Source organism: Streptomyces sp. LaBMicrA B280 (assembly GCF_049222185.1).
GTDB classification, from domain to species: domain Bacteria; phylum Actinomycetota; class Actinomycetes; order Streptomycetales; family Streptomycetaceae; genus Streptomyces; species Streptomyces murinus.
Window position 1 is genome coordinate 467994 of the sequence record NZ_JBMJCT010000011.1, and the last position, 12414, is coordinate 480407.

Here is a 12414-nt window from a genome sequence, read left to right on the forward strand (position 1 = left end):
TTCCGTCCATCTAAGGGGAGTTGCCAAGAAGTTGTTTATGTAGTGCCACCAAGTGGGGACAACTTAAACAGAGTTGGTTGCCAACTTCTCCAAGTTGGCGGAAGTTTTGCCTCCCGTCTCCCGCCTCCCGCCTCGCACCTCCCACCGCTGCTCCACCGGCACCCGAAGGGGGATCCACCGTGCCCGCTCCCGCCCTCCTGTCCGCCACCCTCGCCCTCGGCTTCGAACAGCTCGTGCAGTGGAAGTACGGCACCGCCGGCGCGCTCGGCCTGCTCCTGTTCACCGTCGGCCACCGGGCCAAGAGCCCGGCGGTCAGCTCCGTCGGCGCGATTCTGCTCGCGGTGCTCCTGACCGGCCCCGCGATCTGAGCGCCAAGGGCTCCGCTACGTCAGCTCCAGATCGGAGCTGATCGTCTCCCACAGCGCGTCGAACCACCGCCGGGACTCCGCCACGAAGGCGGCGTCCCGCGACCCGGCGCCGCGCGTCTCGGCACCCCGCGTCCCGGCGCCCGGCCCGAAGGCGAACAGCATCGAGCGCGTGCCGTCCGCGTCGTACAGCTGGAGCGGTGCCCCGCCGGACTCCCGCTGCTCGTGGCGCCCCAGGGTGTAGTACGCGAACAGCGCCTCGGCCTCGTTGAGCAGATAGAGCTTGACCGGGGGCGTGAACGGCAGCGCGCGGAAGGTCAGCCGCACATCGATGCCGTGCGTGGTGCGCAGGGCCAGCAGGTTCTGCCGCAGCACCAGGCCCTGGGCGTTGCGCACCGCCAGCCAGCGCTCGTGCAGCAGCCCGCCGTCGCCCGCGTTCACCGGGTCCACCGGGGTCGGGAAGGCCAGCTCGATCCGGCGGCTGGGCAGCAGCACCCGGACATCGATCTTGGCCGGTTTCAGCTCCCCCGCATGGATCAGCCGCAGCTGCTCGCCGACGGCCAGCGTGAGCGAGACCGAGGTCAGGCAGAGCGCGTCGATCCGCACATGGGGGGCGGCGAAGGCGGCCGCGACGCGCGGGCCGAGCCCCACCACGGTGGGCTGCGGCGGCGCGGCGGACCACCCCGGCCACGCGCCCTCCGCCACCCTGGCCGGGCTGCCCTTGGACACCCCGGTGAGCAGTCGCTCCGCGTGCAGGATGTCCAGGGCCTGGCGGACGGCGCCGCGCTCCACGCCGAACTCCTCGGCCAGCTCGGCCTGGGTGGGCATGCGCTGCCCGGGGCGCAGTGCGCCGGAACCGATCCGGCCGCGCAGCTCGTCGGCGATCTCCAGATGGGACGCGCGGGACGCGCGGGGTTCCCTGACGGAGGCGTGCTCCGGGTCCACGGGAAAACCCTACAACTTCTCGCCAACTTGGGGCAGTTCAGCGACAGGTGGTTATGAGACGCCTTCCAACGGAGATAACTGGAGATAAGTTGGCAGCCAACTCGGCTGACATGGTCAAGCTTTCCCGTGGTTGGCCGTACCGGGGACGGCCCGCGAAGCGCACAGTCACAACTGAAGACGCGAACAACTGAAGACGACGACAACTGAAGACGACGCGCACAGCCACAACTGAACACACGCACCACCGAAGAACGCACAGCCACAACTGAACAGCTCGCTACGGATGAACAGTTCAGCGCCGCCGACGAGGGGAGCGGTCAGAAGTCGTCCGGGCACCACGGGCGCCCGGGCGAGCGGAACAGGGCGTCGGCCTGCCGGGCGGCGCCCTCTCGCGCTGCCCGCACCCGGCCCAGCGCGGCCAGCCGCAGCAGCGACTCCCCGCCGAGCCATACGGACGCCAGCTCCCCGACGCCCAGGGTCAGATCGGCGCTCGCGGTGGTGGCCGTACAGGACGCGCCCTGCGGCGAGGTCTCCAGCCGGTAGCGCCCGCCCGCGTATCCGGCGTCGTCCACGACCTCCAGGACCAGCGCGCCCTCCTGGTCGTAGGTGCGCGCCTCCAGGGCCCGTACGACGTCCAGGATCCGCACCCACAGCATGTCCGACTGGTCGGCGATCCGGGCGGCGCGCGGGTCGGGCAGGAAGTACGGGAGCAGGTCGTCGGGGCCGCGGCCGCCGCTGTCGACCTTGGTGATCCAGTCGATGGAGCACATGTAGTGCCACAGCGCCCGCTCGGCCGCCGGGGTGGTCCCGAAGAGGCGCTTGACGCGCGCGGTCTGATCGGGCTGCTGACCGGTCCAGGTGTGGTCACTGCGGTACGTCACCAGGCCCTCGGGCTCGCCGGACGCCGAGCGGTACAGGGCGTGCACCGGCTCCACATAGTCGGCGTGGGTGCGCAGGGTGCCGGTGAACTCCTCCCACCACAGCTCGCTCCGGCTGACCGCGCCGGGCTGGCCGCGGCGGAACCGGTCGAACAGCTCGGGGCCCAGCTTGCGCACCTCCGCGCCGTCCAGCAGCTCGATCCGGCCGCCGTCGTCCGGACCCGACCAGCGGGGGTCGAGGCCGGCCCGCGGGACGTCGACGGTCCACCGGGACATCCAGGTGGCCGGGCCGAAGCCGAACCGGCCGTAGATCGGGTACTCGGCGGCGAGCAGGGTGGCGACGACGTCCCCGCGCTCCCGGGCCGCCGCGAGGTCCTTCGCCATCATGCGGCTCAGCAGACCGCGGCGGCGGTGCGTCGGGCTGACGGTCACGCCGCTGATGGCGTCGGCGGGGACCACGCCGCCGCCCACCGCGGTCAGCTCCTGCTCGAAGGAGCGGAACGTGGCCACCCAGCGGCCGCCGTCCACCGCACCCAGATAGCGGCCGGGCGTGAACCTCCGCCGTCGGGCGTCGAGTTGCTCACGGGCCAGGGCCGGGGGCTGGGTGAATCCCACGGCCAGGGCGCGCTGCCAGTCGTCGAAGTCGGCCTCGGTGGCGGTACGGACGTCGTTCATGGGGCCCACGGTAGGCATCCGTCCCGCCGGATGTCCTCCCGATTTCGGCCCCCTGGCCCCTCCCCCGGCAGGGCGTCACACCAGCAGGTCGTCCACCTGAGCCTCGCCCACCCGGTAGCGGCGGGCGATCTCCCCGCCGCATCCGTCGGCGGTGTGCTGGAGGCGCTGACGGCGCCGTGACACCTCCTGCTCGTACCGCTCCAACCGGCCCATGGCCGCGGTCAGTTCGAGGTCGGTGCGGGCGGTGAGATCGCTCAGCTCCACCTCGCCGAGCATCTCGGCGGCGAGCCGTCGCACCTCCTCGCCCCGGGGGGTGCCCACGGTGACATGGCGGGCCGAGGAGCGGTGACGGGCCGGGGCGTCGCGCAGGATCTCCGGGAGCCGCTCGACCACGGAGGCGTCCTTCGGCGCGGGCACGGCCGCCCGGCCGCGGCGGGCCAGTTCCGCGTGCAGGATGTCGATCCGGCCCTGCAACAGCCGCCGCACATAGCTGAGATCGGCCTCGTCGCGCCGGGCGTCGCGGCGCAGCGCGCGCAGTGCGGACAGGCTCAGCCGGGACAGCTCGGGCGCCGTAGGCCGCACGGGGACCGGTGTGATCATGGGCTCGTCGGCCCGCTGCACGGGCGGCCGGTACGCCCCCTGGGGAACCGGCAGCTCACTGGTGCTGGATGTGCTCATGTTGGTTCTGACCGTCCCCTCGACCGGCGTGTGGAAGCATCGTGCCACCCCCGGCGCACCGTATGTGACCGAGTGCCCCCGAACAGCCCCGGATGGGCGGTAAGGGTTCCATAAGGTCTCCCTGTGACCGCGTCCCGAAGGTCCGCCGGTGACCGCTTCCCGGGGACCCGGCATCATGGTCCGCATGCGAGCGGTGGTGCAGAGAGTGGACGGCGCGAGCGTCGTCGTGGACGGCGAGACGGTGGGCGCGATCGAGGGCGAGGGCCTGTGCGTCCTCGTCGGCGTGACCCATGAGGACACCAAGGAGAAGGCGGCGCAACTGGCCCGCAAGCTCTGGTCGGTGCGGATGCTGTCCGAGGAGCGTTCGTGCAGCGACCTCGACGCCCCGCTGCTCGTCATCAGCCAGTTCACCCTCTACGGCGACGCCCGCAAGGGCCGCCGCCCCACCTGGAACGCGGCGGCCCCCGGCGATGTCGCCGAGCCGCTGGTGGACGAGGTCGTGGCCCAGCTGCGGGCGCTGGGCGCGACGGTGGCGACCGGGCGGTTCGGGGCGAAGATGCGGGTGTCGCTGACCAATGACGGGCCGTTCACGGTGCTGCTGGAGATGTAGCCGCCCCGGTCCGCCCGGGGGCGCTACGGCTCGACCACGACCTCCTGCGCCGCCGCCGTGTCTCCGGCCAGGAGCGCCGCGTCGAGCGGGACGTTCCGCTTGACCAGGGCGAGCGCCACCGGGCCCAGCTCGTGATGGCGGACCGAGGACGTCACGAAGCCGATCTTCCGGCCGTCGGGCCCCTCGTCCGCCAGCCGGATCTCCGTGCCCGGCACCGGCAGGTGCACATCGCTGCCGTCCAGGTGCAGGAAGACGAGCCGGCGCGGCGGCTTGCCGAGGTTCTGCACCCGGGCGACGGTCTCCTGCCCCCGGTAGCAGCCCTTCTGGAGATGCACGGCCGTGCCGATCCAGCCCAGTTCGTGCGGGATCGTACGGTGGTCGGTCTCGAACCCGAGCCGCGGCCGGTGGTGCTCGACCCGCAGCGCCTCGTGCGCGAGCAGCCCCGCGGCCGGCCCGTGCGCCGCCGCGAAGGACTCCAGGTCCGCGCGCGGCAGGAAGAGGTCACGGCCGTACGGGGTCTCGCGTACGACGACGCCCTCGGGCACCTCGGCGATGGACCCGGCGGGCAGGTGGACCACCGCGAACTCGTCGGTGCGGTCGGCGACTTCCACCCGGTAGAAGAACTTCATCGACTCCAGGTAGGCGACCAGCGCCTCGCGGGTGCCGGGCTCGATGTGCGCCCAGACCGTCGTACCGTCGTCCACCAGGTACAGGGCGTGCTCGATGTGCCCGTTCGCCGAGAGGATCAGCGCCTCGGTCGCCTCGCCGGCGGGCAGATCGCTGACGTGCTGGGTGAGCAGCAGATGCAGCCAGCTCAGCCGGTCCGCGCCGGTGACGGTGAGCACACCGCGGTGCGAGAGGTCGACGAAACCGGTGCCGTCGGCGAGTGCGCGCTGCTCGCGGAACAGATCGCCGTAGTGGGCGGCGACGCCTTCGTCCACGCCCTCGGCGGGAACGGCGCCGGGCAGGGACAGCAGGGGGCTCTTCATACGCCCAAGCCTACGACGTGGTAGTTGAACTCTTCAGGGAGCAGTCCTTGCAGCGGCCGAAGATCGCGAAGTGCTTCATGTCGGTGTCGAACCCGAACTGCCGCCGCAGCTTGTCGGTGAACTCCGCGGCCACGCTCACATCCGCCTCGATCACGCTCTCGCAGTCCCGGCACACCAGATGCAGATGGTGGTGCCGGTCGGCGAGGTGGTACGTCGGCGCGCCGTGCCCCAGATGGGCATGGCTGACCAGGCCCAGCTCCTCCAGGAGCTCCAGGGTGCGGTAGACGGTGGAAATGTTGACCCCCGACGCCGTCTTCCTCACTTCCACGAGGATGTCGTCGGGGGTCGCGTGTTCCAGGGTGTCCACGGCTTCGAGGACAAGTTGCCGCTGCGGAGTCAGCCGGTAGCCGCGCTGCCTGAGGTCGCTCTTCCAGTCGGTGCTCACCACACCGACGAGTCTAGAACCACGGCCGTCGCACGGAGAGCCGCCGAGGACCCCGGGGCCTACGTGAAGAAGGCGCGGGCCTACTTGAAGAAGGCGATGCCGTCGTCCGGCATGTCGTCCGGGAGGGCCTTGGCCCAGCGTTCGACGTCCTCGGGGGTGACGACCTTCTTCAGGTGGGCGGACATGTAGGGGCGCAGCTCGACCTCGGGGGTCTGCTTCTCGCCGACCCACATGAGGTCGCTCTTCACATAGCCGTACAGCCGCTTGCCGCCGGTGTACGGGCGGGCGGCGGCGGTCCGGGCGACGGCGTCCGTGACCAGGTCGATCTGGGGCTTCTTGTCGGCCATCTCGCCGTACCAGATCTCGATGGTGCCGTCGTCGCGGGTCATCGTGACCTCGACCTTGCGGGCGGCGTCGATCCGCCAGAAGCCGGACTCGGTCTCCAGCGGGCGGACCTTGTTGCCGTCGTTGTCCAGCACCCAGGTCCGGGAGTGGTACTCCAGGAAGTCCCGGCCGTCGTGGGTGAAGGTGACTTCCTGGCCGAAGTTGCACTTCTCGGAGCCGGGGAAGTCATGCACGCCGGCGCCGGCCCAGTCGCCGAGGAGGAAGGCGAGCGGGACGAGGTCCTTGTGCAGGTCGGACGGGATCTCGATCATGAGCGGTGCTTCCTGGTGGGAGGGTCAGCGCTGGCCCTGGTACAGCTTCTTCACGGTCAGGTAGGCGAAGGCGAGCACGCCGACGCAGACCAGGACCAGCAGGGTTTCGAAGAAGATCTCCACGGGTGCTCCTTGAGCGAGGGTGGGCATACGACAGAGCCGGAGCCCAGCTTACGCGGCCGGGCCCCGGCTCTCTTTCCGAGGTGGGCCTCAGCCGAGCAGCTCCTCCTGGAGCGCCACCGTCTGCTGGAACGGCACGGCGTGCGCGCCGCCCCCGCGGGACTGCACGACGAGTCCGATCACGTCTCCGGCGAGGACGTACGCGTGCCGGACCTGCTCGGCGCCGTACGGCTCGGGTTCGCCGTACGCGTAGTGCGTGACGCTCGGCAGCCGCCAGGTGTCCGGGAACCGCACGTCCAGCGTGGAGTGGGGCGCCCCGCGCAGCGTGCGCGGGGCCAGGTCGTACCCGGCGAACTCCTCCTGCTGCACCTCCCCGGCGACCAGCCCGGTGTCGAACTGGAGCAGGTAGATCCGGGTGCGGGTGCCGTCCGGCGTGGTCCAGCCGCGGGCGGCGATGTGGCGCAGCCCCCGGTCCCTGAACACGCCGGACAGCAGCTCCTGGTCGTCCTTGAGGGGGTACTCCTTGAGGAAGGTCCCGGTCCGCACCCAGCCGTGCGACACCGCGAGCGCCTTGTCGGCGGTGGCGCCCCGCGGCGCCGGCAGCACGAGTGCGCGCAGGTCGGCGTAGTGGGCGGTGGCCTTGTTCGAGGAGGCGAAGGGGGCCGGGCGGCCCTCGGGCAGCGGTGGCCGGACCAGCTCCGGGTAGTCCCAGCGGCCGTCCGAGGCGGTGGCGAGCCCGGGCACGTCGGTGCGCTCCAGGCGGGTGACGCCGTATGCCGTCGACGCCCCGAACACCGCGAAGACCGCGAGGACGGCCGCCCAGCGAAGCGCTCCGCGCAGCGGACGGGAGCCGCGAGCGACCGGGGCGTCCGCGGGCACCGGCTCCTGTTCGACCGTGGCACCCCCGCCCGGCTCCTCGATGACTCCCCCGGCTTCCGCCATGGCCTGCTGCTCGCTCATACGGCCTTCCCCGGGTCCTTGATGCGGTCGAGCTGGCGCCCGATGAACAGGGCGAGGGCGTTGGTCTCCAGCGGCCGGGGCCCCTCGGCGGTGACGCTGACCAGCACGCCGCCCTGGTAGGCGTCGCAGAACATGAGGTCGAACTTCTCGTCGTCGTCCTTGGGCGTCAGGAAGCACGCCGCGGCCTTGTGGCCCTTGATCGCGGGGCCCTTGCGGAAGTGCAGGGCGGAGGCCAGCGCCCGGGCGAACTCGACGTCGCGGTCGTGCGCGGAACCGCCGCCGTCCATCCGTACCAGCTGGACGCTGACGGTGAAGGAGTGCTTCCCGTCGCTGTCCCCGGCGATGTTCGCGTAGCTGCGCATGGCCATGCCGCTGATGTGCTGCTTGTCGATCAGCTCGTCCATCCTGCGCCGGGTGTCCGGCGGCATGCCCTGGACCGACTGCTTGCGCAGGGCGGTGGCCTGGCGTCCGGTGAGTTCGACGTCGGAGCCGTACCCGGCGATGTCCGGCCCCCGCTTGTACGCGGTCGGCCCCTCCTCGTACGGCAGTAGCGACGCGCCGAGCCCGGTGGTCCGCGGTCCGCCCGCGTCCTTGGCGGCGGCCGCCGGGGGAAACTTCCAGACGGGCCTGCCGGGATCCCGGTCCGCGCCGGACACGGCGACGGCCGTGCAGCCGACCCCGGCGACGACCGCGGCGGCCAGCAGCCCCGCCCCGACGAACTTGCCCTTCACCCTGCTCACAGCCGGCCCACCTGCCGCTTCGCCAAGTCCACGATCTTCTTCTCGGACACCGGCTCGGTGTCGGTGATCCACATCTCCATGACGAGGTCGCCGCGCGAGGCATAGGCCTCGGCCTGGTACATCGGCACATATCCGGGCTCGGACCGCGGCCTGCGGCCCACATACGCCATGCCGTCCCCGGCTCCGGGCACGGGCCGGCTGTCGGTGCCCGGCCTGTTCCCGACCCAGTTCTCCTGGTCCCGCACGTGGTCGCGGGCGCCCGTGGTCTGCTCCTGGCGGTACTGCACGAGCCGTATCTCGACGCTGTACGTGGCGCCGATCCGCCAGCCGGTGGCGGCGACCCGCCGCAGCTGGCTCTGCAGGGCGTAGTGGAAGACGGAGCCCGGGTGCTCGCTCCAGGTCGCGTACTCCTCCAGATCCATCCAGCCGTCGTCGCCGATGTTCTCGTCGTGGGCGCCACGCGGCTTCGGCAGCAGCAGTTCGCGCAGGTCACCGTCGGTCTTGACCTGCCGGTCCTCGGCCGCGGACAGCAGCGGGACCGCCCCATTGCCCTGCCGCAGCACCGGCTGCGACAGCGGCGGCAGCTTCGTGGGCGCCCGGCCGGCCTGTACGACGTACCCGACGCAGCCCCCCGCGACGATCCCGAGGGCGGCGGCCGAGGCGATCAGCGCGGCGGTACGGCCACGCCGCCGCACCGGGGCCGCGGGTCTCTCCCCCTCCCCCTCCTCCCTCGGCCCGGCTTCCGGTTCCGGCTTCTCCAGTGCTTCCAAGACATCCCCTCGCGGTGCGGAACGCGGATCCGTCGGGCCCGCGCATGCACAGCAGACTCATGGCATGCACATGAAGTTGTGATCGGGAGGATCACGATTCGGAGAAGCCCACGCCGAAGGGCCGCACCCCACCTGGCGTCCAACCCAGGGGTACGGCCCTTTGTACGGCCCTTGCGCGCTTGCCGGTCAGACGGCGATCGCGACCTCCGCGAGCCCGCCCTGCTGCGCGACGACCGTGCGGTCGGCGGTGCCGCCCGGCACCAGTGCGCGCAGGGTCCACGTGCCCTCGGCCGCGTAGAAGCGGAACTGGCCGGTCGCCGAGGTGGGCACCTCCGCGGTGAACTCGCCGGTCGAGTCGAGCAGACGGACGTAGCCCGTCACCGGCTCGCCGTCGCGGGTCACCTGACCCTGGATCGTGGTCTCACCGGGCTTGATCGTCGAGGCGTCGGGGCCACCGGCCTTCGCTCCGCACATGCTGTTTCTCCAGAGGTCGCTTGGGATCGCTTACTTGTTGGCGCCGAGCTCGATCGGCACGCCGACGAGCGAGCCGTACTCGGTCCAGGAGCCGTCGTAGTTCTTGACGTTCTCCACACCGAGCAGCTCGTGCAGCACGAACCAGGTCAGGGCCGAGCGCTCACCGATGCGGCAGTAGGCGATCGTGTCCTTGGCGAGGTCCACGTTCTCCGCGGTGTAGAGCTCCTTGAGCTCGTCGTCCGACTTGAACGTGCCGTCGTCGTTGGCGTTCTTCGACCACGGGATGTTGCGCGCGCTCGGGACATGACCCGGACGCTGCGACTGCTCCTGCGGCAGGTGGGCCGGGGCGAGCAGCTTGCCGGAGAACTCGTCGGGGGAACGGACGTCGACCAGGTTCTCGGCGCCGATCGCCTTGACGACGTCGTCGCGGAAGGCGCGGATCGCGGTGTTCTGCGGCTTGGCCGTGTACGAGGTCTTCGCGCGCTGCGGCACCTCGTCACCGGCGACCAGCTCGCGGGCGTCCAGCTCCCACTTCTTGCGGCCGCCGTCGAGGAGCTTGACGCCCTCGTGGCCGTACAGCTTGAAGTACCAGTAGGCGTACGAGGCGAACCAGTTGTTGTTGCCGCCGTAGAGGATCACCGTGTGGTCGTTGGCGATGCCCTTCTCCGACAGGAGCTTCTCGAAGCCCTCCTGGTCGATGAAGTCACGGCGCACCGGGTCCTGGAGGTCCTTGGTCCAGTCGATGCGGATCGCGTTCCTGATGTGGTTCTTCTCGTAGGCGGACGTGTCCTCGTCCACCTCGACGATCGCGATGGTCGGGTCGTCCAGGTGCTCCTGCAGCCAGTCGGCGTCGACCAGGACGTCGCTGCGACTCATGCTCTTTCTCCTCCGGGGCAGTTACGGCGGGGCGTGCGAGTGCGAAGGGGCGCGCGCCCGGGGTGCGAGCGGCGCACGGGTGCCCAGCAGGGCAAGGGTGAAAGGCGCGGAAGCGGAACTTCCGCTCAGAAGGGGCGACAGAGCATGGCGGCAACGCGGCACAGGTCGACTGCCCGCCGCTTCGTGAGATCCGCCTGACGCTTCATGGCCTCGATCGTAGGTACGCGGAGGCGCGTGTGTCACCGGTGTGTCGCATGGCGAGACACGATCGTCCGAATGGCGGGATGAAAGAGCGCCCGGCGGCCTGCGGAAGACCCTCCGGGCGCTCGGGTGCGCCATTCACATCTACGGTACGGACGTCACCGTCTCGCCTGTCGGACGAACGGCGCCCGTCCGGGCCGTTTCGCGGCTTCTACCCCGCCAGCCTGACGTCCGAACCCTTCACGCTGATCCGCACGCCGCTCTGGGCGGCCTCCACCTTGTCCAGCTTGATGCCGCCCGGCAACTGGTCGATGACCTGCTGGAAGTCGGTGATCGTACGGACCCGGTCCTCCGCGAGTCCGAGTCCCGCGACCGAGGGGAGGGAGTCGGCGTGCACCTCGACCTTGTTGTTCACGACGCTGACGGTGCTCAGGACGGAGACCGTGCGGTCGATGGGGATGGTGCCGGCGACGGTGCCGCTCACCTTGACCGCGACCTTGATCTTGCCGTTGCCGCCGTCGGAGAGGCCGACGACCTTGGCCCGCACGCCGAGGCCGATGTCGGTGGGCTGCGACTTGGCGGTCTTCATCAGCTCGTCGTACGCGATGGTCGCGGTGCCGGTGGCGCTGGAGGCGGTGGCCGAGCTGTAGTCGCCGGAGAAGGAGACGCCCTTCATGTCGGCTTCCAGGTCGTCGATGCGGATCGTCTTCCCCGCCTCCCCGGTGGCCGCGTCATAGCTCTTGATCCCGACCTCGACATCGTCCAGCGAGCCACCGGCGACCTGGGTGAGGAACGGGAAGCCCTTGATGTCCACGCTCGGTGTCGCCGACAGGTTCTCCGACGACTTCAGCTTGTCCGCGGCCTCCCCCTGGGCGAAGTGCACCGCCACCCGGTCCACGATCACGAACAGCCCGCCCAGGATCACGACGATGATCAGCAGTATTCGCAGGGCGCGCATGTGGTGTTTCCCCCCGGGTCGGTGTAGATCACGGCTACGCCACGGTAACGCCGCGCGGCTTCGCGGAGGGTAAATGTCGATCAGCTGTGACAGGACAGGCAGCGCGAGACGCCGAGGGCAGGCCAAAACGGCGCCGGACGCCCCCAACCATGGCGCCGAACCGGGCACCCGGACCTCCCCCCCTGGGGGCATGTACACACGGCGACGTCACGCGCCCCCTCCCTGACGCGGCCCTCGCACTGCTTCGCAGGCTTCGGGACCGCCGCGCCGGACTCCGTCCGCCGTCTCCCCACGGCCGCTGCCGCACGGCCCTCGCGCGATCGCACGCGGCCTTCGCACCGGACGCCTTCCCACCGAACCCGCCCCGACTCAGGCGCCGGACACCCCCACTATGGCGCCGAACCCGGCACCCGGACCTACCCTGGAAGCATGTACGCACGGCGACGTCACGTGTACTTCGCCATGATGGGGATCTGTATCGGCCTTTTCGTCCTGGCGTGGGGGGTCGTGCGGATCTGGTCCGTCCCGGCGGCCGTCGGCATGTGTGTCGTCGCCATGGTGATCCCGCCGGTCGCCGCGATGATCGCGAACCGGCGGGGCCCGGAGGACCGCTGGTGGGACGACCCCTCCGGCGATCCCCAGTCCGACGAGTGGTGGGACGAGCTGGACGGCAAGAAGCGCCCGCGCTCCTAGTAGACGAGCGCCTGCGTGTCGTCGGCCAGCGCCTCCTGGACGAAGACCTGCGCGCCCGCGATGCGTACGCCCTCGATGACGTCCTTCTCCGTGATCTCCCGCCGGGCCGCGCACTGGGTGCACAGCGTGACGCGGCCGGCCGCGAGGATCGAGTCGATCAGATCGGGCAGCGGAGCCGCGTGCGGCAGCTCGAACTCGGCGGCCCGGCCCGGCAGCGCGAACCAGGACGACTCCCCGGTCAGCCACAGCGACACATCGACCCCGCTGGCCACGGCCACCGCCGCCACCGTGAACGCCTGCGAGCAGCGCTCCGGGGCGTCCGCCCCGGCCGTCACCTTGATCACGAGCTTCTTCGCCATGCGGGAAGGGTAGCCCGCCGGT

At 70.9% G+C, this 12414-nt stretch carries 17 protein-coding genes; 3 read left to right on the forward strand and 14 right to left on the reverse strand.

The features are described from left to right. Positions 1-179: 179 nt before the first annotated feature. Positions 180-368 carry a hypothetical protein gene (locus ACLF5H_RS12445; RefSeq protein ID WP_421676114.1) on the forward strand — a complete coding sequence of 63 codons (189 nt, stop codon included), beginning with the start codon at positions 180-182 and terminating at the stop codon, positions 366-368. Between the two features lie 15 nt (positions 369-383). On the opposite strand, the gene ACLF5H_RS12450 is transcribed toward ACLF5H_RS12445, so the two are convergent. The 3 genes from ACLF5H_RS12450 to ACLF5H_RS12460 all read right to left on the reverse strand — a co-directional run bounded on the left by ACLF5H_RS12450 (position 384) and on the right by ACLF5H_RS12460 (position 3541). Beyond that, entirely contained in the window at positions 384-1310 is a 927-nt protein-coding gene (locus ACLF5H_RS12450) for a winged helix-turn-helix domain-containing protein (RefSeq protein ID WP_421676115.1), read from the reverse strand. A 317-nt stretch (positions 1311-1627) separates the two neighbouring features. Then, positions 1628-2863: a GNAT family N-acetyltransferase gene (locus ACLF5H_RS12455; RefSeq protein WP_421676116.1), complete on the reverse strand. Its 1236-nt coding sequence runs from the start codon at positions 2861-2863 to the stop codon at positions 1628-1630. A 75-nt stretch (positions 2864-2938) separates the two neighbouring features. After that, positions 2939-3541 carry an aerial mycelium formation protein gene (locus ACLF5H_RS12460; protein ID WP_421676117.1) on the reverse strand — a complete coding sequence of 201 codons (603 nt, stop codon included), beginning with the start codon at positions 3539-3541 and terminating at the stop codon, positions 2939-2941. A gap of 184 nt (positions 3542-3725) precedes the next feature. Here ACLF5H_RS12460 and dtd point away from each other — a divergent pair, with 184 nt between their 5' ends. Continuing rightward, positions 3726-4151, forward strand: a complete 426-nt coding sequence (gene dtd / locus ACLF5H_RS12465; RefSeq protein WP_037653536.1) for a D-aminoacyl-tRNA deacylase — start codon at positions 3726-3728, stop codon at positions 4149-4151. Positions 4152-4174: 23 nt separating this feature from the next. Here dtd and ACLF5H_RS12470 read toward each other — a convergent pair whose 3' ends face one another. The 10 genes from ACLF5H_RS12470 to ACLF5H_RS12515 form a co-directional block, all read right to left on the reverse strand. Then, entirely contained in the window at positions 4175-5140 is a 966-nt protein-coding gene (locus tag ACLF5H_RS12470; protein WP_421676118.1) for a YgfZ/GcvT domain-containing protein, read from the reverse strand. Positions 5141-5150: 10 nt separating this feature from the next. Continuing rightward, positions 5151-5588: a Fur family transcriptional regulator gene (locus ACLF5H_RS12475; protein WP_159702722.1), complete on the reverse strand. Its 438-nt coding sequence runs from the start codon at positions 5586-5588 to the stop codon at positions 5151-5153. Between the two features lie 77 nt (positions 5589-5665). After that, positions 5666-6241 (reverse strand): FABP family protein, encoded by a 576-nt coding sequence (locus ACLF5H_RS12480; RefSeq protein WP_421676119.1) that lies wholly within the window; start codon positions 6239-6241, stop codon positions 5666-5668. A gap of 210 nt (positions 6242-6451) precedes the next feature. Then, a complete protein-coding gene (locus tag ACLF5H_RS12485; RefSeq protein ID WP_421676120.1) occupies positions 6452-7321 on the reverse strand; it encodes a hypothetical protein in 870 nt (289 codons plus the stop codon). Beyond that, positions 7318-8061 carry a hypothetical protein gene (locus tag ACLF5H_RS12490; RefSeq protein ID WP_421676121.1) on the reverse strand — a complete coding sequence of 248 codons (744 nt, stop codon included), beginning with the start codon at positions 8059-8061 and terminating at the stop codon, positions 7318-7320. Before ACLF5H_RS12490 ends, ACLF5H_RS12485 begins: the two co-directional genes overlap by 4 nt. Further along, positions 8058-8831, reverse strand: a complete 774-nt coding sequence (locus ACLF5H_RS12495) for a hypothetical protein (protein WP_421676122.1) — start codon at positions 8829-8831, stop codon at positions 8058-8060. The genes ACLF5H_RS12490 and ACLF5H_RS12495 overlap by 4 nt, the downstream gene beginning before the upstream one ends. A gap of 186 nt (positions 8832-9017) precedes the next feature. After that, positions 9018-9305, reverse strand: a complete 288-nt coding sequence (locus tag ACLF5H_RS12500; RefSeq protein WP_006348354.1) for a DUF1416 domain-containing protein — start codon at positions 9303-9305, stop codon at positions 9018-9020. 30 nt (positions 9306-9335) lie between these two features. Next, positions 9336-10181: a sulfurtransferase gene (locus ACLF5H_RS12505; protein ID WP_421676123.1), complete on the reverse strand. Its 846-nt coding sequence runs from the start codon at positions 10179-10181 to the stop codon at positions 9336-9338. Between the two features lie 125 nt (positions 10182-10306). After that, the gene (locus tag ACLF5H_RS12510) at positions 10307-10387 is read right to left on the reverse strand and encodes an Ms5788A family Cys-rich leader peptide (RefSeq protein WP_350751515.1); all 81 of its coding nucleotides are present in this window, start codon (positions 10385-10387) and stop codon (positions 10307-10309) included. Between the two features lie 206 nt (positions 10388-10593). Beyond that, a complete protein-coding gene (locus ACLF5H_RS12515; protein WP_421676124.1) occupies positions 10594-11340 on the reverse strand; it encodes a DUF2993 domain-containing protein in 747 nt (248 codons plus the stop codon). Between the two features lie 429 nt (positions 11341-11769). Between ACLF5H_RS12515 and ACLF5H_RS12520 the strand changes: the two genes are divergently transcribed. Then, a complete protein-coding gene (locus tag ACLF5H_RS12520; RefSeq protein ID WP_046422628.1) occupies positions 11770-12033 on the forward strand; it encodes a DUF3099 domain-containing protein in 264 nt (87 codons plus the stop codon). On the opposite strand, the gene ACLF5H_RS12525 is transcribed toward ACLF5H_RS12520, so the two are convergent. Beyond that, positions 12030-12392 (reverse strand): DsrE family protein, encoded by a 363-nt coding sequence (locus ACLF5H_RS12525; RefSeq protein ID WP_093682201.1) that lies wholly within the window; start codon positions 12390-12392, stop codon positions 12030-12032. The two genes, ACLF5H_RS12520 and ACLF5H_RS12525, sit on opposite strands and share 4 nt — an antisense overlap. Positions 12393-12414 lie beyond the last annotated feature (22 nt).